Raw genomic sequence first — 25,193 nt, 5'->3', positions numbered from 1 at the left:
CTTTCTGTGTGGACACTTGCTACACTGCCGTACCTCGCCGAGCGGTTCCTGTCCATTGGGCCAATCAGCCGTAGCAGCCTGTTTCTTTCCGGTTCAGCCATGACTCCCGATTCCCTGCCATCGCCAGGCGGCGAAGCCGTCATTCCCGTTTCCGCGCTCAATCGCGCGATCAGTTCGATGCTCGAGCGCAGCTTTCCGCTCGTCTGGGTGTCGGGCGAGGTGTCGAACTTCACGCGGGCGGCGAGCGGCCACTGGTATTTCTCGATCAAGGACGCGGGCGCGCAGATGCGCTGCGTGATGTTCCGCGGCCGCGCGCAATACGCCGAGTTCACGCCGCGCGAAGGCGACCGCATCGAGGTGCGCGCGCTCGTCACGATGTACGAGCCGCGCGGCGAACTGCAACTGAACGTCGAGGCGGTGCGGCGTACCGGTCAGGGGCGGCTCTACGAAGCGTTCCTGCGGCTCAAGGCGCAGCTCGAAGGCGAAGGGTTGTTCGCGGCGGAGCGCAAGCGCGCGCTGCCGTCGCATCCGCGCGGCATCGGCATCGTGACGTCGTTGCAGGCGGCGGCGCTGCGCGACGTGCTCACGACGCTTGCGCGGCGCGCGCCGCACGTGCCGGTGGTGGTGTATCCGGCGCCGGTGCAGGGCGCGGGCGTCAGCGCGAAGCTCGCCGCGATGGTCGAAGCCGCCAACGCACGGCGCGAGGTGGATGTGCTGATCGTGTGCCGCGGCGGCGGGTCGATCGAGGATCTGTGGGCCTTCAACGAGGAAGTGCTGGCCCGCGCGATTGCGGAGAGCGCGTTGCCGGTGGTGAGCGGCGTCGGCCACGAAACGGATTTCACCATCGCCGATTTCGCCGCCGATGTCCGCGCCCCGACGCCCACGGCCGCCGCCGAACTCGTAAGTCCGCAACGCGTGCTGTTGTTGCGCGAACTCGATCATCGTCATGCGGCGCTCGCGCGCGGTTTCGGCCGGGCGATGGAACGCCGTGCCCAGCAGCTCGACTGGCTGGCGCGCCGGCTCGTGAGTCCCGCTGAGCGGCTGGCGCGGCAGCGTGAACATTTGCGGCAACTGTCGGGGCGTCTGGTGTCGGCGGGGGCGCGGCCCGTGCGCGATGCGCGCGCGCACTTCGCGCTGGTTCAGTATCGCTGGCAGCGCAAACGCCCGGATGTCGCTGCGGCGCGCGAGCAGGTGTCGAGGCTCGCGCAGCGCCTGCAACGCGCGCACGAGCGCCGTGCGGAGCGCGAGCGCGCGTGTGTGTCGGAACTCGCGGCGCGCTTGCAGGTGCTCAGTCCGCAGCGCACGCTGGAACGCGGCTATGCGGCGTTGATCGATGCCCAGACGGGACGCGCGCTGCGTGCGCCGAACGCATTGAAACCGAAGCGTCCGCTGACGGTGCATCTGGCGGAAGGATCGGCGGATGTGTTGCTCGCCGATGTCCAGCCGCGTCTGTCAGATGAATTCTGATGCCTGAAAACTGGCGTGTTCAGGCGTACATTCAAGGACGCCGTGCAGCCCGTGGAAGCACTTTTTACGCCGTCCAAGGCGATTGGAAATCGATCTTACTCATAAAGGGCACACGGTTTGCTGGGTTATCCCAACTCGCCTACAATCCATTGCTCCACTGCCTCACTCCCCCGCAAACACACATTCCACATAGAAAGGAAGGCTCGCATCATGGAACATAAGCTCCCGCCGCTGCCGTTCGAAAAGAACGCGCTCGCTCCGCACATGTCGCAAGAAACGCTCGAGTATCACTATGGCAAGCATCACCAGACCTATGTGACCAACCTGAACAAGCTGATTCCGGGTACTGAATTCGAGAACCTGTCGCTCGAAGAAATCGTGAAGAAGTCGTCGGGTGGCGTGTTCAACAACTCCGCTCAGGTCTGGAACCACACGTTCTTCTGGAACAGCCTGTCGCCTCAGGGCGGCGGCGCACCCACTGGCGCGCTGGCTGACGCGATCAACGCGAAGTACGGCTCGTTCGACAAGTTCAAGGAAGAGTTCGCCAAGGTTGCCACCGGCACGTTCGGTTCGGGCTGGACCTGGCTCGTGAAGAAGACCGACGGCAGCCTCGACATCGTGTCGACCAGCAACGCCGCCACGCCGCTCACGACGGACGCCAAGGCGCTGCTGACCATCGACGTGTGGGAACACGCGTATTACATCGACTATCGCAATGCGCGTCCGAAGTTCATCGAGGCTTACTGGAACATCGTGAACTGGGACTTCGCTGCGCAGAATTTCGGCGCGTAAGTTTTGGGTTGTTGCGGCCCGGTGGGTCGCTTCGGCAAGAGCCGCATCGATTCAGTTCGATGCGGCTTTTTGTTTTTGGAGCTCGGACAATGACACTTATGTGCGGCGGGGAGGAGTCGAGCTCAAAAGACCAACGGCTGCCCAAGGGCAGCCGTTGTAGGCGGGACTCTCTATTCACCGTGAGGTGAAACACCCACTCCAGGTGGGACCCGGTTTCCCGGGCGGCGCTACGCTTTTCTCACCCGCTCCGCGTAGTTTTACGAACCTTAGCAGACTGCACGCCCCATCCCAGCGCGACAAATCCCAAAACCCTAAAATATCGCTTTGGATCCCCGCACACCGCCATGAGACACCTCGCAGGCTTATGCGTCGCAGCCTGGTCCGCCGCCGCGCTGCTGTACTTCGGACGTCATTCCGTCGCGCTGATCGTGCTGTCCGGCGTGGTCATGCTGGCGGGCTTCGATCTCGTCCGTCCCGAACCCGACCACAACGCCTGATTCCAGAAACGAAAAAGCCTCCCCGATGGAAGGCTCCCGTTCCGTCAATCAGGCGCAACGCGCAACCCGCTACCGCCGTCGCGGCATCGCTTCCCAGTTGATGTCGACGCACAGCACCTGCAACCCATAAGGCGTCTGCGCCGCGATCGACGCCGTCACGCACAGATGCGCCTCGTTGATCGACAGATACGGCGCCGTCAACTGAACCCGTCCCGGCGCGCGCAGCGCCTCGATGAAATACGGGCGCCGCTCCCAGCTCGCGCCTTCGGAATGCAGCAGCGGGCTGAAGCGTTTCGCGCGCTGCGACGTGCGCACGATGGGCACCACGTTATCGCCGATCTGCCGTCCGGCCTGATCGAGCAGGAAGCAGCGGGCGGTGTCGGCGAGTTGCAGCAGTTCGCTCGTGGCCGCAACGAGCGTTTCACCCTCCATCAGTTTCACCGACGCCCGTTCGAGCCCGCTCACATACGGTTCGAGACGCGTTGCCTGGGCGCGGTCGCGCGCGCCGATGCGCTCGCGCGATGCCGCCGTCAACGCATCCATCACGCTTGCCGCAACCTGCGGATGCACGGCATCGACGCTCGGCTGCGCGAAATATGCGCCCTGCACGAAATCCACGTTGCACTCCAGCGCGATCAACGCATCACGTTCGGTCGAAAGACCGCCCATCAGCACGAGCTGGCCGGACTCGTGCAGCAGCGACACAAGCCGCGGCAGCACGCGCTCGATATGCGAATGCTCGGTGGCCTGCTGAAGGATGCAGCGGTCGAGCGTCACGATGTCGGGCCGCAATTGCCACACGCGATCGATGTTCGAATGCTTGACGCCGAAACCGTCCAGCGCAATCAGGAAGCCCGACTTGCGCAGCGAATCGATGATCTCGGTAAAGCGCGTCGTTTCGCCGCCGGCCTGCTCGGGCACCTCCAGCACCACGCGCTGCGGCAACAGTCCAATGTCCTTCAGCGCCGCGACCAGAGCGTCGCCGTAGCTCATGTCCATCAGCGCGGCGGGATGCAGGCTCAGGAAGAGCCATTCGTCATGGCTGTCGAACGCGTTGAAATTGCCAAGATGAAGGGATTCGGCGAGCCGTCCGAGTTCGAGCAGATCGCCGCGCCGCGCGGCCTGGGTGAATACTTCGTGCGACGGCACATGACGATGTGTGTCGTCGCGGGCGCGCAGCGAAGCGTGATAGCCGATGGCGCGCCGGTGCGACACCGAGAACACGGGCTGAAATACGCTGAAGACGGTGTATTCGCCGTACAGCACGGTGCGTCGCGAGCCGTCGTCGCCGGCGACGGGGCGCGGCGGCTGAAAGCGGGGAGGGTCGAGATCAACCATGCTCATGGTGTCGAGGCATCGGGGCAGGGAAACTGAACAGCGCTAGTTTACAGGAACGGCTTACCTCCGTTTGAGCAAAAAGCGTGCAAATTCAAGCCGCAAGCGGCTTCCGGCAGGCTTGCGGCGCAATGCCCGCGACAATTCGTGTGCAGATACGCGAATCATGCTGCGCGCCCGGGAGCGCACGCCGCGCCGCTGTGCGCGCGGGCACCGGCGCGGTGCGCGGTCCCGGTGCGCAGTCTAGTTGGCTTCCGATGGATCGGGCTTGCGTGGCGCCGAACGCACTTCGGGCGCCAATTGGCCGAAGATCCACGCCGTCGCCGCCGTGATGACGCCGACGCACAGGAACGTCGCGTGAAAGGCCGGCAGCGAATTCGACGCGGTCACCTGCGGCAGCAGACTGGTGAAGGTCGAGAGAATCGCGCCGGCGACGGTCACGCCCAGGCTCATCGAAAGCATTTGCACGAGCGAGAACAGGCTGTTGCCGCTGCTCGCGCCACCCGTGCCGAGATCCTTCAGCGTGAGCGTGTTCATCGCCGTGAACTGCACCGAGTTGACCGCGCCGAACACCGCCAGCTGCACGAGCCGCAGCCACAGCGGCTGATGCGCGCTGGCGAGCGAGAAGCTCGCCATCATCAGCCCGACGAGCACCGTGTTCACCACCAGCACGCGCCGGTAGCCGCGCCGCTCGATCAGCCGCGTCACCACGCGCTTGGACAGCATGCCGGCGGCAGCCACAGGCAGCATCATCATCCCCGCCTGGAACGCCGTGTAGCCGAGACTCACCTGCAGCAGCAGCGGAATCAGATACGGCATCGCGCCGCTGCCGATCCGCGCGAACAGATTGCCGAGCAGCCCGACGCTGAAGGTGTGGATCTTGAACAGATCGAGCGAGAAGATCGGCTGGGCGGCGCGTGTCGCGTGCAGGCCGTAGGCGACGAAGCAGCCGAACGACAGCACCAGCAGCACGATGACAACGGCGTGCTGCAAGCCGAGATCGGCGAGCCCGTCGAGCGAGATCGTGAGCGACACCATGCCGATCGCCAGCAGCAGGTAGCCGGCGAGATCGAAGGGCGCAACGGCGGGATTGCGGCTGTCGGGCATGTACATGTTGGTGGCGATGCAGCCGACGATGCCCACCGGCACGTTGATCAGGAAGATCCAGTGCCACGAGGCGATCTGCACGAGCCAGCCGCCGAGCGTCGGACCAATGAGCGGACCGATCAGCCCCGGAATCGCGACGAAGGCCAGCGCCGACAGATAGCGTTCGGCGGGAAACACGCGCAGCACCGCGAGCCGGCCGACCGGCAGCAGCATCGCGCCGCCGATGCCCTGCACGACGCGGAACGCCACCAGCGCCTGCAGCGACTGGGCCTTGGCGCAGAGCAGGGAGCCGATGGTGAACACGAGGATCGCGCTGAAGAACACGCGCCGCGTGCCGAGCTTGTCCGCGAGCCAGCCGGAGACGGGGATCATCATCGCCATCGTGAGCGAATACCCGATCACGACGCCCTGCATGCGCAGCGGCGCTTCGCCGAGGCTGCGGGCCATCGCGGGGAGCGCGGTGTTGACGATCGTCGAGTCCAGCGTCTGCATGAAGAAGCCCGTCGCGACGATCCACAGCATGACTGAAAGCGAGCGGTCGGACGGCGTGCGTGTGGCGATATCGGTCATGGGGCGCTTATTTGCGGAGTTCCGCGACGAAGTCGTAGTAGTCGTTGCGACAGTAGGTGTCGGTGAGTTCGATGGCGCGCTGGTCCGCCGTATAGCCTACGCGCGTGATGAGCAGCAGCGCGTCGTGCGGCGCGATGCCCATTTGCGCGGCGATCTCCTGGCTCGCATTCACCGCGCGGAAGTGCTGGAGCGCGCGCACGATCGAGAGGCCGCGCGAGTCGAGATAGCTGTAGAGCGAGTCGCCGATGGCCTGCGGCTCGGGAATGCAGGCGGCCGGAAAGGTGGAGTTCTCGACGGCCATGACGATGTCGTCGGCGAGACGCAGGCGCTTCAGGCGCGTCACCGCGGCGGCGGGCGAGAGGCCGAGCTGGATGACCTCTTCGCGATTGGCGGGCTCGATGCTGCGCGAGAGCCACTTGGAACTGGGGGTGAAGCCGCGCCGCCTGAGCATCTCCGAAAAGCTCGACAGACGCGAGAGCGGGTCTTCATAGCGCGGCGTGATGAAGCTGCCCGCGCCTTGCTCGCGCCGGATCAGCCCTTGCTCGACGAGCAGCGCGATGGCCTTGCGCGAGGTGATCCTCGATACGCCGAGTGCATCGGACAGGACGCGTTCGGAGGGCAGTGCCTCGCCTGCGTTCCAGCGATTCTCGTGGATGGCGTTGGCGAGCTTGCGGGCGAGCTGGAGATAGAGCGGGGTGTCGCTGTCCGGGTCCGGGCGCAAGTCGCGCCAACGGTCTTCCGATGTCGAGTTCATAAGCGGACGCAGAGGGGCCAAGCGGCGATTTTAAGACAAACCTCGATGACGAAGGTCGCGCGGATTCTTATCCTGTCTGCGATCACGTGGTTTCGGAGCGGCTTTCGGCACGTCCGTCGGTTCACTCGATCCACACTTCGCCTTCACATGGAGCAGGCAATGACGTCAGGCAGGATCAGGACAAGACCGTGGGAGTCCGCCGGTCATCTGCGTACCGAAGAGGACATCGCCGGGTATTCGGAAGCCTGCCTTCGGGACAGCGGCGACGATCCGGCGTTCATCGCTCATGCGCTGGGCGTCGTTGCCTGTGCGCGGGATCGGAATCGCCCGGGAGGGCCTTGCCGGAATACGGTGATCCCCGCATCGGAATCAGGATTGCAGCCGCTTGCCGATCGCAGAAGCCGTCAAGCCGTCGCCGGCCCGCCCACGCCGCGTCCCGTGCGCACATACAGCGCCACGGAAAGCGCCACCGCCGCGGCCGCCGCCAGCGCGGCGAACAGGAACACCGAGCCGTAGCCGAATTCACCCGCGACATACCCGGCGAGCGGCCCGGTCAGCCCGAGCGACAAATCCAGGAACACCGAATAAGCCGACAATGCCGCGCCCCGGCTCGCCGGCGGCACGAGTCCGACCGCTTCCACGCCGAGCGCTGGAAACACGAGCGCGAAGCCGAAGCCGGTCAGCGCCGCGCCCGCGAGCGCGAAGGTCGGTTCCGCGGCGAGCCACAGCATCAGCAGGCCGGCGCATTCGAACGCGAACGACACGATCGCCACCCGAAAGCCGCCATAGGCCTTGATCGTGTTGGCAAACAGCAGGCGCGCGCCGATGAACATCGTGCCGAACACGGTGAGCGACAGCGCCGCGTTCGGCCAGTTGTGCGCCGCGTAGTACAGCGTGATGAAGGTGGCGATCGAACCGAAGCCCGCCGAACCGAGCGCCAGGCCGAGGCCATGCGGCAGCACGCGAAAGAACACGCTGCGATACGACATGCGCTCGCCATGCACGACCGGTACGCTGGCCATGCGCGTCGCGAGCCAGTAGCCGAAGCCGCCCAGTGCGATCACGAGCAGCCCGAGCACCGCGAACCCCAGCGCATGATCGATCGCCACGCCCAGCGGCGCGCCGATCGCCAGCGCGCCATACGTCGCGATGCCGTTCCACGAGATCACCTTCGCGTTGTTCGTCACGCCCACGCGCCCGATGCCCCACGTGATCGAACCGGTCCCCACCCAGCTTTCGCCGAAGCCGAGCACGAGCCGCGCGATCACCAGCAGCACCAGGCTCGCCACGTGCCATTGCGCCGCGAGCGCCGAGCCCAGCAGCAGCACGCCGCTCACGGCACACGCCGCGAGTCCGTACAGCACGGTCTTCTTGGGACCGAGGGTGTCGGCGGTGCGGCCCGCGAGCGGTCGCGACATCAGGGTGGCCAGATACTGCACGCTGATCGCCGCGCCGGCCATCACCGAGCCATAGCCGAGATCCGTATGCACGAAGCCCGGCAGCACCGCCAGCGGAATGCCGATGGTCAGGTAGCACAGGAACGTGTACAGCACGACAGGCAGGATGCGCAGCGTGACGGCGAAGTCGCTTTGTGACGCGGCGGCGGAGCGGGGCTCGGTGGACATAGGGAAAGTGCGGACTTGTATTCGGCGCGAAGGCGTGATTGTTACATATGTTGCGTCGCAGCGTCGCACCGGTTTTGTAACCAGGTAGGACAAACCGCCTGTCCGAACGATCGGAAGGCATCGGCCGACGCCTTGTCGCGTAAGGCTTTGACGGCATATCGGGACAGGAGTATGCCCACCATGCAATGTCACCTATGGGATGCGGATTTTGGCAGTGATAGCTTTTGAACCATCGAGGCGACAGGACCGGCCCGACCGTTCGTCCCTGTCGCGCATGCCACCGGCTGCGCACCCCGCGCAACCAGCAGAACAGCATCGAAGAGCCCACATCCCCATGAGCCAGCCGATCCGCTTCTATCACCGCAACGCGATCCAGGAAGTGAGCGACGCAGCGACGACGCGCACCGTCCTGCAATACCTGCGCGAAGACGCGCGCTGCACCGGCACCAAGGAAGGCTGCGCGGAAGGCGACTGCGGCGCGTGCACCGTGGTCATCGGCGAGCCGGACGGCCGGGGCGGCGTCGCGTTCAAGGCCGTCAATTCGTGCGTGCAGTTCCTGCCGACGCTCGACGGCCGCGCGCTGTTCACCGTCGAAGACCTGCGCCAGCCCGACGGCACGCTGCATCCGGTGCAGCGCGCCTTGGTGGACTGCCATGGCTCGCAGTGCGGTTTCTGCACCCCGGGTTTTGCCATGTCGATGTTCGCGCTGTACGAAAAGCACGGTCATGCGACCACCGGTTGTGCAGGCGCCTGCGAGAAGTCGAAGCCCTCGCGCCAGGAAATCAGCGACGCGCTGACCGGCAACCTGTGCCGCTGCACGGGCTATCGGCCGATCATCGACGCCGCCGAGCAGATGTTCGATCACGCGCCGCTCGCGCCCGTCAACGTCCCGGCGCTCGCGCGTTCGCTCGACAGCATCCGGCGCACCGATACCTTCCATTACGAACACGCGGGCCGCCGTTTCGACGCGCCCCGCACCGTCGAGGCGCTCGCCGCGCTCAAGGACAGCAATCCGGACGTGCGGATTCTCTCGGGCAGCACGGACGTCGGTCTGTGGGTGACGAAGCAGTTGCGCGATCTCGGCGACATCGCCTATGTCGGGCAGATCGACGCGCTCAAGCGCCTGGAGACGACCGGCGAGTGGATCGAGATCGGCGCGGGCGTGTCGCTCGAACGCGCCTACGCGGAACTCGTCAAGACGTATCCGGAACTCGAGGAAACGCAATTGCGCTTCGCGTCGCTGCCGATCCGCAATGCGGGAACGCTCGGCGGCAACGTCGCCAACGGCTCGCCGATCGGCGATTCGATGCCCGGTCTCATCGCGCTGAACGCGCGCGTCGTGCTGCAGAGCGTGAACGGCACGCGCGAGATGCCGCTCGAAGACCTGTATATCGCGTATCAGAAGAAGGACATGGCGGCGAATGAATTCGTCGCGGCCATCCGGGTGCCGACCCGCGCGGGCCAGCATGCGAAGCGCCAGTTCCGCGCGTACAAGCTCTCGAAGCGCTTCGACTCCGACATTTCCGCCGTCTACGCCGCGTTCTCGTTCATCGCCGATGGCGAATTCATTCGCGAGCCGCGCCTGGCCTACGGCGGCATGGCCGCGACGCCGAAGCGCGCCGCGCACGCCGAAGCCATTCTCGCCGATGCCCAGTGGCACGAAGCCACCGTCCAGGCCGCGATGATCGCATTGAGCAAGGACTACCAGCCGCTCACCGACATGCGCGCGAGCAGCGACTACCGTCTCGACACGGCCAAGAGCCTGTTGTATCGGTTCTGGCTGGAGACGCGTCCGAACGATCCGCTGGACAAGTCGAAGCTGGATGTGCGCGCCATCGAACTGGTCGAAGCGAAGTAAGAAGGGGACACGAACATGAATCAGCAAGCAGAAGCTTTCCTCGCCGAAGCCAAGTCGCTCGCGAACGAAGCGGACGATTTCAAGCAGGTCCACGTGTCGCGTCCGCATGAGTCGGCGCATCTGCACGTGAGCGGGCGCGCCAGCTACACCGACGACATTCCGATCGTCGCGGGCACGCTGCACGCGGCGCTCGGCACGAGTCCGAAGGCGCACGCGAAGATCGTGTCGATGAACTTCGACGCCGTGCGCGCGACGCCGGGCGTTGTCGCCGTCTTCACCGCCGACGACATTCCCGGCGTCAACGACTGCGGCCCGATCATCCACGACGATCCGGTGCTCGCGCAGGGCATCGTGCAGTTCGTCGGCCAGCCGATGTTCATCGTCGTCGCGACGTCGCACGACACCGCGCGTCTCGCCGCGCGCCGCGCGAAGATCGAGTTCGAGGATCTCGTGCCGGTGCTCACGCCGGCCGACGCGCGCAAGGCCGAGTCCTACGTGCTGAACCCGCTGAAGCTCTCCCGTGGCGACGCCGCCGGCCGCATGGCGCAGGCCGCGCATCACGAGCGCGGCGCGATGAAGCTGGGCGGCCAGGAACAGTTCTATCTGGAAGGCCAGATTGCCTACGCCGTGCCGAAGGACGACGACGGCATGCACGTCTACTGCTCGACGCAGCACCCGACGGAAATGCAGCATCTCGTTGCCCACGTGCTGAACGTGCATTCGCACAACGTGCTGGTCGAATGCCGGCGCATGGGCGGCGGCTTCGGCGGCAAGGAATCGCAGTCGGGCATTTTCGCGTGCTGCGCGGCGCTGGCCGCGTGGAAGCTGCTGTGCCCGGTGAAGCTGCGCCCGGACCGCGACGACGACATGATGATCACCGGCAAGCGCCATGACTTCATCTATGACTTCGAAGTCGGTTACGACGACGACGGCAAGATCGAAGGCGTGGCCGTCGACATGACGTCGCGCTGCGGCTTTTCCGCCGACCTGTCCGGCCCCGTGATGACGCGCGCCGTCTGCCACTTCGACAACGCCTACTGGCTGTCGGACGTGAAGATTGAAGGCTATTGCGGCAAGACCAACACGCAGTCGAACACCGCGTTCCGCGGCTTCGGCGGGCCGCAGGGCGCGTTCGCGATCGAATACATCATGGACAACGTCGCGCGTGCGGTCGGCCGCGATTCGCTCGACGTGCGCCGCGCGAATTTCTACGGCAAGACGGACAACAACCAGACGCCGTACGGGCAGACGGTCGAAGACAACGTCATCCACGAACTGATCGCCGAGCTGGAAGAGACGAGCGACTATCGCCGCCGCCGCGAAGCCATCGACGCCTTCAACGCCAGCAACACAATCCTGAAGAAGGGCATGGCGCTGACGCCGGTGAAGTTTGGCATCGCGTTCAACGTGACGCACTTCAACCAGGCCGGCGCGCTGGTTCACATCTATACCGACGGCTCCATGCTCGTGAATCACGGCGGCACGGAAATGGGCCAGGGCTTGAACACGAAGGTTGCGCAGGTGGTCGCGCACGAACTGGGCGTGAACTTCGAACGCGTGCGCGTCACGGCGACGGACACGAGCAAGGTGGCCAACACGTCGGCGACGGCGGCTTCCACCGGCACCGACCTGAACGGCAAGGCCGCGCAGGACGCCGCGCGCCAGTTGCGCGAGCGGCTCGCGAAGTTCGCGGCCGATAAGTTCGGCGGCGGCACGGTGACAGCCGAGGAAGTGCGCTTCGCGAACGACCGCGTGATCGTCGGCGGCGATGCGATTCCATTCGGCGAAGTCGTGCAGAAGGCCTATCTCGCGCGCGTCCAGCTGTGGTCCGACGGCTTCTATGCCACGCCCAAGCTCTACTGGGATCAGGCGACCATGCAGGGGCGCCCGTTCTTCTACTACTCGTACGGCGCGGCGGTATCGGAAGTGGTGATCGACACGCTCACCGGCGAGATGCGCGTGCTGCGCGCGGACGCGCTGCACGACGTAGGCGCGTCGCTCAATCCCGCGCTCGACAAGGGTCAGGTGGAAGGCGCGTTCGTGCAGGGCATGGGCTGGCTGACCACGGAAGAACTGTGGTGGAACGACCAGGGCAAGCTGATGACCCACGCGCCGTCCACCTACAAGATCCCGACCACCAACGACATGCCCGCGGACTTCCGCGTCGAGCTGTTCAACAACCGCAACGTCGAGGACAGCATCCATCGTTCGAAGGCGGTCGGCGAGCCGCCGCTGCTGCTGCCGTTCTCGGTGTTCTTCGCGATCCGCGACGCCGTCTCGGCAGTCGGCGATCACACGGTGAATCCGCCGCTCAACGCGCCCGCGACGGCCGAAGAGATTCTCAAGGCGGTCAACGCGGTCAGGAGCGCACGCTCATGATGCACGTCGTCCTGTTCGGCGCGGGCCATGTGGGTCACGCGCTCGTGAAGGTGCTCGGCACCTTGCCGTGCGTCGTGCAATGGGTGGATGCGCGCGACGAACTGTTCCCCGACGAAGTCCCGGCCAACGTGCAGGTCGAAGCCACCGACCTGCCCGATGCCATCGTCGACGAAGCGCCCGCCGGCGCCTACTTCATCGTGATGACGCACGATCACGCGCTCGATTTCTCGCTCACGCAGCGCATCATGCGGCGCGACGACTTCGCGTATTTCGGGCTGATCGGCTCGAAGACCAAGCGCGTGAAGTTCGAGCGCCGTCTGCTGGAGCGCGGCGTCGCGGCGGACCGGCTGGCGGAGATCACCTGTCCGATCGGCGTGGAAGGCATCGTCGACAAGGCGCCCGGCTCGATCGCGCTGGCAGTCACCGCGCAGCTGCTGCGCGTGCGCGAGATGACCGCGCGCTATGGCGCCGATGCGTGGAAGACCGTCCGCGCAACCGCGTGACGACGACGCTCAAGTAATGCCGTTGGCCTGCCGGAAGCGTCCCGGCGCCACACCGTAGAGCTCCTTGAAACGCTTGCTGAAGGCGGCCTCTGACTGATAGCCGACATCCGCCGCGACGTCCGCAATGCTTTTGCGGGTCCGTGTCAGCATCGTGCTCGCAAGCTGCATGCGGACGTGGCTCAGCAACGCCAGCGGCGAGCTCTCCGAATGCGCGGAGAAGGCGCGCATGAAGGTGGCGCGCGACATCGCCGCTTCCCTGGCCAGCATCTCCAGTGTCCAGGGCTCGGCGGGGCGCTCCAGCATCGCGATGATCGATGCTCCGAGCCGCCGGTTCGACAGCAGGCCGAGCACGCCCGCGAGCGACGGCTGGCTGGCCAGCCACGCGCGCAGCACCATCGTGAAGAGAGCGGTGGAGAGTGCCGTGACGATCGACGGCGCGCCCAGTTGTGCATCCTCGGCTTCGCGCCGCATGGTCTGCACGAGCGGATCGAGATAGGGCGCGGACGTGCGCGAGAACGACACATGCACGACGTCCGGCAGGACATCGACGAGCAAGGCGCGCGGTGCGTACAGAAAGCGGCCGCACAGCAGGTCGACCGCCGGATCGCGCTCGCCGCAATTGCTCTTCACTATCACGGCGCCGTTGTGGCGCTTCTCCACCTCCCCATGAGCTTCAATACGCAAGGCGCCGGCAGCGCGCGCCTCGATGCTCAGCACGTGCGCGTCGCCGCGCGGCAGGACGAAGATATCGCCGGCGCGCAGTTCGAGCGGCGCGTGACCCGGACGCAGGACCGCGCAGGCCCCGTCCAGCACGACGTGATAAACCGCTTCGCCCGCCGGCGCGGGCGCGTGATCGAGTTCGAGCGGTCCGCTCAGCAGGCAGCGCAGATCGAGCGCGCCGGACAGATTCGCCAGCTGGATCAGTTTGTCGAGAGCATCCATGGGAACGGTCGGGGTCGGACGGAGGGCGACGATTCGCTTCGGATACTACCGAAAGTCCAGCCGCCGCGCCGCTCGCGCGCTCGCTTCGGCAGTTTTACTTCGCCAGTTCGCCGAGTTCGGCGCTGTCGTCCGTACCGGATGCGTCGGGTGTGTCGGGCGCGCTGAACGCGGTCGCCGCGCCTTTCCTGCCCGTGAGGGAGGCGGACATCGTCGAAATCAGGGTGCGCAGCCACGCGACGTCGGTGGGTTGATCGGGTTGCGGCAGCGACAGCTGGTAGCACTTGATGCGCGGAAACGGCACCGGCGATTCGAGCACGGCGAGCGGCAGCATCGACGCATAGTGCTGCGCGAAGCGGCGCGGCGCCGTGAAGATCAGGTCTGACTGCAGCAGCACCTGCGGCACCAGGCCGAAGTAGGGGATCGTCGTGACGATGCGCCGCTCGATGCCCGCCCGCGCCAGTCCGATGTCGATCGGATGCCGCCGGCCGCCGCTGTACGGCGTGGGCGCGAGATGCGCGGCGCGTGCATAGCGGTCGATGGTGAGCGGCTCGCGGGCGAGCGGATGGTTCGCGCGCATCAGGCAGACGAAGACGTCGGAGAACAGGTCGCGGCGTTCGAAGCGCGGCTCGGGCTTGGTCCAGTTCGCGACCATCACGTCGATCTCGCCCTGGTCGAGCATGCGCTCGTGATCGCGCATCGGATTCAGGGACTCGATCTCCAGCCGGGCGTGCGGCGCCGCGTCGCGAAAGGCGGCGACGAGCGTCGGCATGAAGAAGTCGTTCAGGTAGTCGGGGGCGGCGAGGCGGAAGGTGCGGCGCGAACTGGCCGGATCGAAATCGCCGTGCGGGGTCGCGACGAATTCCACTTCGCGCAGCGCCCGCTGGGCCGGCGCCAGCAGCGACTCGCCGTATTCGGTTGGCACCATGCCCTGCTTGCCGCGCACCAGGATCGGATCGTTCAGGATCTCGCGCAGGCGGCGCAGCGCCGTGCTGATAGCCGGCTGGGTCTGGTTCAGCCGCTGCGCTGTTTGCGTGACGCTGCGCTCCTGCAACAAGGTGCGCAGCACGCGGATGAGCCAGATATCGAGGGAGTCGGCGGGTTCGTTCATGATCGGGCGATGGGTTCGGTCAGGCCGAGAACGCGCGTCCGTCAGTGTTCGTGTGCGTCCGCGCGCCGCGCGCGACGCTGCCCGGACGTCCGGAAACGCCCAGGTCACCGATATGTCACGCAGCCTGTTCCGAAGTTAACCGCTTATCCCTTTTTGACGCCATAGCGGGAGCGCTATTTATGAGATAGGCGCCGGCGCGGTTCGTCGCGTACGGACGCCTTCCCGGTCTTCCGAGCCTCATCCAGCCGCGTCAGGCGAAATCGGCGTCCCGTGGCGCGGTCGGCAAGGCACTGATGCGCTTCACCTCCTTGCCGTCCAGCCAGTTCGGCGACCGCGCGACATAGAGCACCATCGGCAGCGTGTCCTCGCCCCAGAAGATCTGCTCGTTGACGAGGAAGGTCGGCACCCCGAACACGCCCATCTGGACCGCCCGGTCATTGTTGTCGCGCAGCTTCGCCTTGATGTCCTCGTCTTCCACGCGCGCCACCGCGTCCGGCATGCCGACGTGCTCGCACAGTCCGCGAAAGCCGTCCCTGGTGGCGGGATCGCGCCCTTCGCGCCAGATGTAGCGGAAGATCTCCCGCACGCAGTTGATCTCGCCGTTCGCCAACACTGCGAGCCGCAGCGCCTTGGCGGGATCAAACGGATGGGCGGGAGGCATCTTGAAGGGAATGCCCAGTTGCTCCGCCCGGAACAGCGCATGGCGGTAGGTGAAGACGCGCTTGGAGGGAATCGTCGCGGCGTGCGGCTGGCCCCAGCGTTCGAGCAGCGTCATCAACTGGACGGGCACGAGTTCGAAGGGCATGTCGGGCCATTTCTCGTGCTGCTCGAGCAGCAGGTACGAAAACGGCGAAATGAAATCGAAGAAAAAGTACGGCTGACTGGAATTGCTCGAAAGCGGGGCACTCATGTTGCCTCTCCCTGATTTTCCCTGGCGGTCCCACGCGGCGGACACCCGGGCTGCGTCTGTTATTCGTCGTGCGCGGCGTCCAGCCCGGTTGGCGAGAGCGGAACGGCGCGCTTTGCAACGTCGCTGCTATCGATATTATGTGCTGCGCGGCCCGGTGTCTGCCTGCGTTGCGATGGCCGGGGAATCGGCCTGCGCCACGTCGCCTTCGGGGCTGCCGTCCTTCGCGTCGCCTGCCCCACTGCCGGGCGCCGCCGCCGGTGCATTCGCCAGCCGCTGCCGCACGAAACCGATGTGCTCGCGCAGCACATAGAACTGATCCGCGAAGGCGAGCGGCATCTTCATCCGGTTCACGGCGGTTTCGATCGCGTCGATACGGTCGAGCAACGCATCCCGCTGCGCGAGGTCGGGACCGTTGATCGCTTCCCGCTCTATCGCAATGAGCGCGCCATACCAGCGGTAGATGCGCGATTTCACCCGCCACCGGTACAGCCCCGGCACCAGCCGCAGGCCTGGAATCAGGACCACGATCAGCGGCACCAGCAGCCACACCGCGCGGTCCGCGAGACTGGCGAGCCAGAACGGCAGCGAGCGGTACAGAAAGCTCTTGCCCGATTTGTAATAACGCTCGGCGTTGTCGCTGATGCGGAATTCGTGGACGAGCGGCGCCGGAAACTCGTTCGCGCGTTGCAAGAGATTCGCGCGGCCATGCACTTCGCGCGCCGCCTCGATCAGCAGATCCGACAAGGCCGGATGCAGGCTGTCGCGCGCGACCAGTTCGGCTGTCGGCGCGATCATGTGCACCGGGCGCGGCGGCAGGTTGCGCGCGAAGTCGAACGCGCCCATCGGCAGCTGGATCTCGGTGAGATAGGGGAAGCGGCGCGCATAGGCGTCGGCCTGGGCGAAATCCATGAAGCGGATGCCGGGCGTGCGCAGGAGCTTGGCCATTGTCGGCGGCTGGGCGGAATCGCCCGCGAGGAAGACGGCGTCGACGCGCTCGGCTTCGAGCGCCTGCGCGGCTTCGTCGCCGGCGAGCGGCAGCAGTTCCGTGTCGCCGCCCGGTTCGATGCCGTTCGCCTTCAGCAGCGTGAGCGCCAGCACGCGCGAGCCGCTGCCCTCCGCGCCGATCGCCAGGCGCTTGCCCTTCAGCTCGGACAGCCGGTTGACGACCGTCGGGCTGCGGTAGAACACCGCGAGCGGCACGTACGACACGCTGCCGAGCGATTCCAGGTTGTCGTGCGTCTCGCCCGGCTTGGTCAGGCCGCCCTGCACGAAGCCGACATCGACCTTCGAATCGGGGGCTTCCAGGCGCGTCAGATTGTCGAGCGAGCCCTGGGTTTCCAGCACGTTCAGCGTGACGCGGTTGCGCGCGAGAATCGTCTTGTACTTCTGCGCGGCGTTCCAGAACGAACTGCCCTTCGGGCCGGCCGCGAGGGTCAGCGTGTTCGGCGGCGCGGGCTGGATCAGCCGGACGGCCAGGTAGAGCGCGGCGGCGCAGACCAGCAGGATGGGCCCGAAGGTGAGCGCCAGGTCGCGCCAGGAGATCGCCACGAAGCGGGCGACGATTTTCGGCTGCGGCCGCCGCCGCCGGGACGCGTCCGGTTCGCCGCCCGGTTCGCCGCCCGGATTGCCGCGCGGATCGGGGCCTGTGGATTGAGTCATTTGATGAGTGATCGTGAAACTTCGTGCAAGCGAGCTTACCCGATCGCACCGCGGCTTCCTCTGCGCAGGTTCCGAAAGCACCGGCCTGACGTCGCGGATTGCCGGAAACGGGCGGCGCTTCCTGGCGTGCCCTCATGAACGCCGACTGTGACATCGATGTGTCTTCGCCGCCGCCGATGTTGCTCGCACGGGCCGCGTCGTTAAATGTTTTGCGCTAATGGCCGCGCTGGGCTAAATTGACGATCGCCGCCGCATGTCAGAAGCCTCGCGCGCCGCTGCCCGCAGTTTGGGCCGCAGCGTCACGTTGAGCCGCGCAACGCAGTATCGCGCCATGTGTCAGGACATATTCGAGCCGACGGGCATGCCACCCGATCAACCGGCCACTAATTGTTTCGTTCGCCAGCCTCTCGCAGCACCGTGAGCCGCATCTGCCGGCTTGCCTCCGCCATGCCCTCAAGCCGTTCAGCGCTTCGGGCGAAGCGCGTGGTCACGGGGCAACCGCTCGATGTCGTAGCCAGCCGCCAGCAAGCGCGGCCCGGATTTGAAGTGCAAAACGAGCGAAGTAGCAAACTGTGCGAAGTCAACAAGCGAAACAAAAGGAGAAACCATGAAAGCAGTTGATCTCTTGAAGGCGCTGGGCGTGGTGCTGTGCGTGACCATTGCCTCGAGCGCCTATGCCCAGTCGAGCGACACGTCGGCTGCGCCGACCAAGGCGCAGAAGTCCGCGGTCAAGAAGGAAGACCGCAAGCTCGGCTACGCGGTGCGCCGCGCGCTGTCCAAGGCGCAAGGCTTCGATGTCTCCAACGTCTTCGTACGCGCCCGCGGCGGCGCGGTGACGCTGACCGGCACGGTGCCGGAAGGCGGCCAGATCGCCCAGGCGGAAGAAGTGGCGAAGGGCGTCCAGGGCGTCACATCGGTGAGCAACAAGATCACCCTCGGCGTCCAGAACGGCGGCGGAGGCTGATCCGGGACGCAGGCGGCAGACTTCGGGCGGCGTCGCACCGCCGCCCGGTCTGACGCCATCGCCATGCAACGGGCTCCGGCTTGATCGCCGGAGCCCGTTGTCGTTTACGCCGGGTGTGTCTCTTACGGCCCGTCGCGTTGCAGACAGGGAAACTCAGCAGCGACTGTTTTCAGCTTCCGCGTGATACTGACGGATCGAAAGCGAAGCGTAGCGTGTTCTGAAACAAGGCGTGAAGCACAACAATACGGGAGACGAAAATGAAGCGATTCGCACGTTTTCAGTGTTCGGGAACTTGGCCGCGCACGGCTGTGATCGCGCTGCTGGCAGCCGCGACGCTCGCTGCCTGCCACGGCGGCGATGACGACAACGGCGGCGGCCCGGCGAACAACAGCGTGCCGAAATTCGTCTCCGGCGCGATCAAGTCACAAACCTACGACGGCCAGTCCGACGATCTGCTGACCGCCGGCCTCGGCAAGACCGGGCTCGCTGCGGCGACCGCGCCTTCGATTGCCAACCCGGCGTCGCCGAGCGCCGCCGACCTGCGGCGCCTCGCCATCTGGTCGAATTACCGCGCGCTCGTCGACATGTCGGCGAACGGCGGCTACGGGCGTTTCTGGGGGCCGAATGTCGACCTGAACGGCAACGACACGCTCGGCGAAGGCAAGATCGCGGGCAAGGAATACCTTGCGTTCGCCGACGACGGCAGCGGCACGCAGAACGTTTCGTTGATGGTCCAGGTGCCGGCGAGCTTCAATCCCGATCAGCCGTGCATCGTGACGGCGACGTCGTCGGGATCGCGCGGCGTGTATGGCGCGATCTCGGCGGCGGGCGAGTGGGGCCTGAAGCGCGGCTGCGCGGTGGCCTATACCGACAAGGGCAGCGGCAACGGCGCGCACGAACTGGCGAGCAACCTCATCACGCGCATCGACGGCACGCTCGTCAATGCCGATTTCGCCGGCACCAGCGCGATCTTCAAGGCGAATGCAAGCGCGTCCGCCATCGCATCGTTCAACTCGGCCTTCCCGAACCGCTACGCCTACAAGCACGCGCATTCACAGCAGAATCCCGAGAAGGACTGGGGCGCGAATACCCTGCAGGCGATCCAGTTCGCTTACTGGGCGCTCAACGACATGTTCGGGCCACTGAACGGTTCGAACCATCAGGTGCGCTATGGCAAGGGCAGCATCACGACCATCGCCGCTTCGGTGAGCAACGGCGGCGGCGCGGCGCTCGCGGCAGCCGAGCAGGATACCGACGGCTGGATCACCGCGGTCGTCGTCGGCGAGCCGCAGATCAATCTGAACCTGCCGTCGCAGGTGTCGGTGCGGCAGGGCGGCCTGCCGGTCGGCTCGTTCGGCCGGCCGCTTGCCGACTACATGACGCTCGCCAACCTGCTGCAGCCGTGCGCCGCGCTTGCCCCCGCCGCGGCCGGCGCGCCGTACCTGACGACGCTGCCGCTCGCCACGACCACGGCGATCCGCACCGCGCGCTGCGCGTCGCTGGCGGCGGGCGGACTGATCTCGGGCGCCACGACGATCGCCCAGGCCAACAGCGCGCTCGACCAGCTGCACCAGGCCGGCTACGAAACTGATTCCGATACCTTGCAGGCGCCGATGTGGGATTCGCAGGCGGTGCCGGCGGTGGCGGTCACGTATGCCGACGCCTACATGAAGGCGAGCGTGCTCGACAACCTGTGCAACTTCAGCTTCGGCACGACCAACGCGGTGAGCGGCGCGGCGGGCGTGGCGCCGCTGGTGTCGCCGATGCTCACGGTCTTCGGCAACGGCAATGGCGTGCCGCCGACCAACGGGATCAACCTGGTCTACAACGTGGGGACGGGCGGCGCGGCGGATCATCGCTTTGCCACGCCCGACGCGAGTTATGCGGGCGCGGCCTGCCTGCGCTCGCTGTGGACCATCGGCAACGCGACGATGGCGGCCAGCGTGAATGCGATCCGCGTGAACGCGAACCTGCGCGGCAAGCCGGCGATCATCGTGCAGGGACGCGCGGATGCGCTGGTGCCGATCAACCATGCCGGTCGGCCGTATCTGGGCGCGAATCGCGTGGCGGAGGGCAACAAGAGCCAGCTGTCGCTGTACGAGATCACCAACGGCCAGCATTTCGACGCATTCCTGAGCGTCGCGGGCTTCGACACGCGCTTCATTCCGGTCCACTACTACAACATTCAGGCGCTGAACCTGATGTGGAATCATCTGAAGAACAACGCGACGCTGCCGCCTTCGCAAGTGGTGCGGACGGTTGCGCGTGGCGGCACGGCGGGCTCGGCGCCCGCGCTCACGACCGCAAACCTGCCGGCGATCGCCGCCGATCCCGGCGCCAATGCGATCAGCGTGTCGGGCGGCGCGGTCAACGTGCCGAACTGACGGGCGCCGCTGCTGCCGACGACGCCTGTGAAGCGCTCGCCGCGACCGCCTCCGAAGTCGGGATGGCGGTGGCGGCGGCGGGCGTCTGCACGACGATCGGCGTGGGCGTGAGGTCCGGCGAGTTCACGATCAGCGAGGGCGCGAGCGGCTTGCTCTTCACCTCGTCGGCGGCGACGGGCGCGCTGCGCGGCACCGTGTTCAGATAGTGGCTCATCAGGTTGAAGAAGCGATCGTAGAACTTGCCGGCGGGCACCGTTTCGCTCGAGATCTTGACCATCGCGTCGCTGTTCGAGCGGATCGGCAGCGACAGCGAACCGAGCACGCTCAGTCCCACGCTCGCCGACGTATCGCTTTTCTTGAGCGCATAGCCGTCCTGGACGGCGTTCACATACGCGATGCTCTGATTCGTCGCGTTTTCCCCCGGCGTGCAGACCACATGAAACGACACCACGACGTGGGTTTCGGCGCTCGGCTGGAAGTTCTTGGTGGCGTCGACGGTATCGGGCTGGCCCATGGTCGTCAGGAAACCTTGCGAGAGCAGGGCGCGGCGCGCGGCCTCGCAGGTTTCGTTGACGGTGGCGTCGTAGTTGCGCGCGAACGGGCTCGCGCCGGTGTTGAACAGCTCCTGCTGGTAACTGGGGGTGGTGGCCGAGCGGCCTCCGCAAGCGGTGAGGGCAATCAAACCAAGGAGAACGAGACTTGAGCGCAGCGACGGCATGGACATAAAGCGGCGGATCCGGAGTGTGGGTCAACGGCAGAGACAAATTGTAGTGCCGTCGGACTGGACGATGAAAAAACGCGGTATGCAACCCTCGTCCGATCCGTGACTGACAGCGTGATGAACCGGCGTGCGCTTGAGGTTCATCGGAAGGCGCAAAAACCCGGCGCGGGGCCGGGTTGTCTGCTGCTGGTGCTGCTGCTTATGCTGCGGCCAGCCGGATTACGGACGATTGAAATCGACCGGATTGGCGGCTTCGGGACGCACGACGCGATCCAGGAAGTTCAGCCGATGCGCATGGCCTGCCGCAGAGGCGCCTTCAGCCGCGCCGCCGAAGGCGCTTGCATTGGGCTGGCTGGCGCCGACCCGGGCTTCCGCAGCCTGGATGTCGGCCGGATAGGTGGTTTGATCGCCGACCGGGTTATAGCCGGCGCGCTCGAGCTGGACCAGTTCGGCACGCACCTGGGCACGGGTGACGGGACCGTCTTCGCGGGCCTGGGCAAAACCGGGAGCGGCCAGGACGGCAACGATGGCAAGGGCGGGAACGATGGACTTCAACATGACGACCTCCGAATCTTGATTGGGGAAACGATGCGGCAGTAAGTGGTGGTGCTGCTTGCTGTTGCTTCGTCGTTGAAGGCAGTCTAGTTCGCGGCGATCTAGGTAAAAACCCTGATTCGGATAAATCAGAATTCTCTAATCGACATTAATCGATTCAATCGGGGTCTGAGGTCTCATAGGAGACGTCCTGATTTCACGCCTGAAAATGCGGGCCTTCCGTGAACCTTTTCTTCGCGGACCCGGTCAAGACGAATCCATGCGGTTCTCGCCAACTGGCCGGCAAATTCGAAAAAATTTCACCGCTACGGGATTACCCGCCGTCGTCATCCTTGAAATTGTCAAATCCGGTCCATATAATTGGCACTCACCGCACGCGAGTGCTAACAAGTTTGCCGTCCCGCGGGCATTGCCTTGCAGGACGGGTTTTCCAGCGATTTCAGTCTCAATCAAGAGAGGAGTGTGTATGAACCTTCGTCCTTTGCACGATCGCGTCATCGTCAAGCGTCTGGATCAGGAAACCAAGACCGCATCGGGCATCGTGATCCCGGAAGCCGCGGCAGAAAAGCCGGATCAAGGCGAAGTCCTGGCCATCGGCCCGGGCAAGCGCGATGACAAGGGCGCGCAAATCGCCCTCGACGTGAAGGTCGGTGACCGCGTGCTGTTCGGCAAGTACGCCGGCCAGACCGTCAAGGTGGACGGGCAGGAACTGCTCGTCATGCGCGAAGAAGACATCATGGCCGTCCTGGTCAAGTAAGCATCCTTCCTGCACGTCTGGCTTCGCCCTTTGCAGCAGCCCCTCGGGCGCGCATGGCGAAGCCGGAAAACTGAATCGAATCAAGGAGTCTTGATATGGCAGCTAAAGAAGTTACTTTTGGCGATTCCGCACGCGCCAAGATGGTCGAAGGCGTGAACATTCTGGCCAACGCGGTCAAGGTCACGCTGGGTCCGAAGGGTCGCAATGTCGTGCTCGAGCGTTCGTTCGGCGGCCCGACGGTCACCAAGGACGGTGTCTCGGTCGCGAAGGAAATCGAACTGAAGGACAAGCTCCAGAACATGGGCGCGCAAATGGTCAAGGAAGTGGCTTCCAAGACCAGCGACAACGCCGGCGACGGCACCACGACCGCTACGGTCCTGGCGCAATCCATCGTCCGTGAAGGCATGAAGTATGTTGCCTCGGGCATGAACCCGATGGACCTGAAGCGCGGCATCGACAAGGCCGTTGCTGCCGCCATCGAAGAACTGCGCAAGATCAGCAAGCCTTGCACGACCAACAAGGAAATCGCGCAAGTCGGCTCGATCTCGGCGAACAGCGACACCTCCATCGGTGACCGCATCGCTGAAGCCATGGACAAGGTCGGCAAGGAAGGCGTCATCACCGTCGAAGACGGCAAGTCGCTGGAAGACGAACTCGACGTCGTCGAAGGCATGCAGTTCGACCGCGGCTACCTGTCGCCGTACTTCATCAACAACCCGGACAAGCAAGTCGCCGTCCTCGAAAACCCGTTCGTGCTGCTGCACGACAAGAAGGTTTCGAACATCCGTGACCTGCTGCCGGTGCTGGAACAAGTCGCGAAGGCTGGCCGTCCGCTGCTGATCATCGCTGAAGACGTCGAAGGCGAAGCGCTGGCTACGCTGGTCGTCAACAACATCCGCGGCATCCTGAAGACGGTTGCTGTCAAGGCTCCGGGCTTCGGCGACCGTCGCAAGGCCATGCTGGAAGACATCGCGATCCTGACCGGCGGTCAAGTCGTCGCGGAAGAAACCGGCCTGACGCTCGAAAAGGCAACGCTGGCTGAACTGGGCCAGGCGAAGCGCATCGAAGTGGGCAAGGAAAACACGACGATCATCGACGGCGCTGGCGAAGCCGTGAACATCGAAGCGCGCGTGAAGCAAGTGCGCAAGCAGATCGAAGAAGCGACGTCGGACTACGACCGTGAAAAGCTGCAAGAGCGCGTGGCCAAGCTGGCCGGCGGTGTTGCAGTGATCAAGGTCGGCGCTGCGACCGAAGTCGAAATGAAGGAAAAGAAGGCACGTGTCGAAGACGCACTGCACGCAACCCGTGCAGCTGTGGAAGAAGGCATCGTGGCGGGCGGCGGTGTGGCGCTGATTCGTGCACGTCGTGCGATCGACGGCCTGAAGGGTGCGAACGCCGACCAGGACGCCGGTATCAAGATCGTTCTGCGTGCAATGGAAGAACCGCTGCGCCAGATCGTGACGAATGGCGGCGAAGAAGCGTCGGTCGTGGTGGCAGCGGTTGCTCAAGGTTCGGGCAACTACGGCTACAACGCGGCAACGGGCGAGTACGGCGACCTGGTTGAAGCCGGTGTCGTGGACCCGACGAAGGTCACGCGTACGGCGCTGCAAAACGCGGCATCGGTGGCAGGCCTGCTGCTGACGACCGACGCAGCCGTTGCCGAACTGCCGAAGGAAGATGCTCCGATGCCTGGCGGCATGCCCGGCGGCATGGGCGGCATGGGCATGGACATGTAAATTTGGCTTCACGCCGGACTACATGGGCGCGAGTCTCGAAAGGGGCTCGCGTCATGTCAGAGAAAACCTGCAGCGATGCAGGTTTTTTTTCGTCCGCCTTTTCCTGACACGACACGCCTACTTGTTCATGTCGTCGCGCAGCTTCTGCGCCGCAGCCTTGTAGTCGTAGGTCGGATAGAACTCCGTGCGATATCCGCCCCACGCGGTACTCTCTATCGCGCGATTCACCTCGCGCAGCCGGTCGGCCGGCACGCGCAGCGTTACCACCTGGCCGATGCCCATCATCACGTACCACGACACCACTTCCACGCCCGGCGGCGGGAACTGCTTGAAGTAGCCCTGTTCCTTGAGTTGCTGATTGATCTGCGGAAGCGTCTTCGATTCATCGTGCTTGAGGAAGATCGTCAGCAGGAAAGTGCCGTCGCCGGCGGGTGTGGCGGCGGGTGGCGGCGCTGCGTTCTGCGCTTGCGCGGGAACGCAGAGGCCAAGCAGACCAGCCAGCAGCGCGGCTTCCAGTAAGCGGGTGAGTCGTCCTGCCGGCTTGTGCATCGCGTGAACCTCCGTCGCGTC

At 65.3% G+C, this 25,193-nt stretch carries 21 protein-coding genes and 1 pseudogene; 11 read left to right on the top strand and 11 right to left on the bottom strand.

Translation table 11 applies throughout. From position 1 onward, the window contains the following. Window positions 1–99: 99 nt before the first annotated feature. From xseA to QCE69_RS11725, 3 genes are all read left to right on the top strand, one after another. Complete coding sequence (gene xseA, locus QCE69_RS11735; RefSeq protein WP_309930819.1) at window positions 100–1,467, top strand: exodeoxyribonuclease VII large subunit; 1,368 nt, start codon at window positions 100–102, stop codon at window positions 1,465–1,467. A 210-nt stretch (window positions 1,468–1,677) separates the two neighbouring features. After that, the gene (locus tag QCE69_RS11730; protein ID WP_309930817.1) at window positions 1,678–2,259 is read left to right on the top strand and encodes a Fe-Mn family superoxide dismutase; all 582 of its coding nucleotides are present in this window, start codon (window positions 1,678–1,680) and stop codon (window positions 2,257–2,259) included. 344 nt (window positions 2,260–2,603) lie between these two features. Further along, a complete protein-coding gene (locus tag QCE69_RS11725; protein WP_309930814.1) occupies window positions 2,604–2,756 on the top strand; it encodes a hypothetical protein in 153 nt (50 codons plus the stop codon). 69 nt (window positions 2,757–2,825) lie between these two features. Here QCE69_RS11725 and QCE69_RS11720 read toward each other — a convergent pair whose 3' ends face one another. The 3 genes from QCE69_RS11720 to QCE69_RS11710 all read right to left on the bottom strand — a co-directional run bounded on the left by QCE69_RS11720 (window position 2,826) and on the right by QCE69_RS11710 (window position 6,522). After that, window positions 2,826–4,100, bottom strand: coding sequence for an EAL domain-containing protein (locus tag QCE69_RS11720; protein ID WP_309918202.1), 1,275 nt, complete (start codon window positions 4,098–4,100; stop codon window positions 2,826–2,828). A gap of 234 nt (window positions 4,101–4,334) precedes the next feature. Next, complete coding sequence (gene mdtD / locus QCE69_RS11715) at window positions 4,335–5,768, bottom strand: multidrug transporter subunit MdtD (protein WP_309918199.1); 1,434 nt, start codon at window positions 5,766–5,768, stop codon at window positions 4,335–4,337. 7 nt (window positions 5,769–5,775) lie between these two features. Next, the gene (locus QCE69_RS11710; RefSeq protein ID WP_309809590.1) at window positions 5,776–6,522 is read right to left on the bottom strand and encodes a GntR family transcriptional regulator; all 747 of its coding nucleotides are present in this window, start codon (window positions 6,520–6,522) and stop codon (window positions 5,776–5,778) included. 159 nt (window positions 6,523–6,681) lie between these two features. Between QCE69_RS11710 and QCE69_RS39525 the strand changes: the two are divergent. Then, window positions 6,682–6,837, top strand: a pseudogene (locus QCE69_RS39525) (DNA-binding protein); the annotation flags it as partial. Between the two features lie 89 nt (window positions 6,838–6,926). On the opposite strand, the gene QCE69_RS11700 reads toward QCE69_RS39525, so the two are convergent. Then, a complete protein-coding gene (locus tag QCE69_RS11700) occupies window positions 6,927–8,147 on the bottom strand; it encodes an MFS transporter (protein WP_309918195.1) in 1,221 nt (406 codons plus the stop codon). Between the two features lie 334 nt (window positions 8,148–8,481). Here QCE69_RS11700 and xdhA point away from each other — a divergent pair, with 334 nt between their 5' ends. The 3 genes from xdhA to xdhC are packed head-to-tail and all read left to right on the top strand — an operon-like array spanning window position 8,482 to window position 12,887. Then, a complete protein-coding gene (gene xdhA, locus QCE69_RS11695) occupies window positions 8,482–10,005 on the top strand; it encodes a xanthine dehydrogenase small subunit (RefSeq protein ID WP_309918192.1) in 1,524 nt (507 codons plus the stop codon). A gap of 15 nt (window positions 10,006–10,020) precedes the next feature. Continuing rightward, window positions 10,021–12,384: a xanthine dehydrogenase molybdopterin binding subunit gene (xdhB, locus tag QCE69_RS11690; RefSeq protein WP_309918189.1), complete on the top strand. Its 2,364-nt coding sequence runs from the start codon at window positions 10,021–10,023 to the stop codon at window positions 12,382–12,384. Beyond that, window positions 12,381–12,887 carry a xanthine dehydrogenase accessory protein XdhC gene (gene xdhC, locus QCE69_RS11685; protein ID WP_309809582.1) on the top strand — a complete coding sequence of 169 codons (507 nt, stop codon included), beginning with the start codon at window positions 12,381–12,383 and terminating at the stop codon, window positions 12,885–12,887. Before xdhB ends, xdhC begins: the two co-directional genes overlap by 4 nt. 9 nt (window positions 12,888–12,896) lie before the next feature. On the opposite strand, the gene QCE69_RS11680 is transcribed toward xdhC, so the two are convergent. The 4 genes from QCE69_RS11680 to QCE69_RS11665 form a co-directional block, all read right to left on the bottom strand. Continuing rightward, on the bottom strand, window positions 12,897–13,829 hold the full coding sequence (locus QCE69_RS11680) for an AraC family transcriptional regulator (RefSeq protein WP_309918186.1): 933 nt from the start codon (window positions 13,827–13,829) through the stop codon (window positions 12,897–12,899). 94 nt (window positions 13,830–13,923) lie between these two features. Beyond that, window positions 13,924–14,937 (bottom strand): LysR family transcriptional regulator, encoded by a 1,014-nt coding sequence (locus QCE69_RS11675; RefSeq protein WP_309930812.1) that lies wholly within the window; start codon window positions 14,935–14,937, stop codon window positions 13,924–13,926. Window positions 14,938–15,187: 250 nt separating this feature from the next. Continuing rightward, window positions 15,188–15,847, bottom strand: a complete 660-nt coding sequence (locus tag QCE69_RS11670) for a 2-hydroxychromene-2-carboxylate isomerase (protein ID WP_309930810.1) — start codon at window positions 15,845–15,847, stop codon at window positions 15,188–15,190. Window positions 15,848–15,982: 135 nt separating this feature from the next. Continuing rightward, window positions 15,983–17,506, bottom strand: a complete 1,524-nt coding sequence (locus tag QCE69_RS11665) for a TAXI family TRAP transporter solute-binding subunit (protein WP_309930808.1) — start codon at window positions 17,504–17,506, stop codon at window positions 15,983–15,985. A 607-nt stretch (window positions 17,507–18,113) separates the two neighbouring features. Between QCE69_RS11665 and QCE69_RS11660 the strand changes: the two genes are divergently transcribed. After that, window positions 18,114–18,470: a BON domain-containing protein gene (locus tag QCE69_RS11660; RefSeq protein WP_309918174.1), complete on the top strand. Its 357-nt coding sequence runs from the start codon at window positions 18,114–18,116 to the stop codon at window positions 18,468–18,470. Window positions 18,471–18,727: 257 nt separating this feature from the next. Beyond that, a complete protein-coding gene (locus tag QCE69_RS11655; protein ID WP_309930806.1) occupies window positions 18,728–20,854 on the top strand; it encodes a 3-hydroxybutyrate oligomer hydrolase family protein in 2,127 nt (708 codons plus the stop codon). Here the strand turns inward: QCE69_RS11655 and QCE69_RS11650 are convergent. Next, the gene (locus tag QCE69_RS11650; protein WP_404987315.1) at window positions 20,838–21,578 is read right to left on the bottom strand and encodes a DUF2242 domain-containing protein; all 741 of its coding nucleotides are present in this window, start codon (window positions 21,576–21,578) and stop codon (window positions 20,838–20,840) included. The two genes, QCE69_RS11655 and QCE69_RS11650, sit on opposite strands and share 17 nt — an antisense overlap. Before the next feature lie 216 nt (window positions 21,579–21,794). Then, on the bottom strand, window positions 21,795–22,133 hold the full coding sequence (locus QCE69_RS11645; protein WP_309918168.1) for a DUF4148 domain-containing protein: 339 nt from the start codon (window positions 22,131–22,133) through the stop codon (window positions 21,795–21,797). 463 nt (window positions 22,134–22,596) lie between these two features. Between QCE69_RS11645 and QCE69_RS11640 the strand changes: the two genes are divergently transcribed. Continuing rightward, window positions 22,597–22,887 carry a co-chaperone GroES gene (locus QCE69_RS11640; RefSeq protein WP_006999126.1) on the top strand — a complete coding sequence of 97 codons (291 nt, stop codon included), beginning with the start codon at window positions 22,597–22,599 and terminating at the stop codon, window positions 22,885–22,887. A gap of 95 nt (window positions 22,888–22,982) precedes the next feature. Then, on the top strand, window positions 22,983–24,623 hold the full coding sequence (groL, locus tag QCE69_RS11635; RefSeq protein WP_309809566.1) for a chaperonin GroEL: 1,641 nt from the start codon (window positions 22,983–22,985) through the stop codon (window positions 24,621–24,623). 117 nt (window positions 24,624–24,740) lie between these two features. Here groL and QCE69_RS11630 read toward each other — a convergent pair whose 3' ends face one another. Then, complete coding sequence (locus QCE69_RS11630) at window positions 24,741–25,172, bottom strand: hypothetical protein (RefSeq protein WP_309918166.1); 432 nt, start codon at window positions 25,170–25,172, stop codon at window positions 24,741–24,743. Between the last annotated feature and the right edge of the window lie 21 nt (window positions 25,173–25,193).

Source organism: Caballeronia sp. LZ032 (assembly GCF_031451315.1).
Taxonomy (GTDB): Bacteria; Pseudomonadota; Gammaproteobacteria; order Burkholderiales; family Burkholderiaceae; genus Caballeronia.
This window is presented reverse-complemented; position numbering and strand designations above follow the sequence as displayed.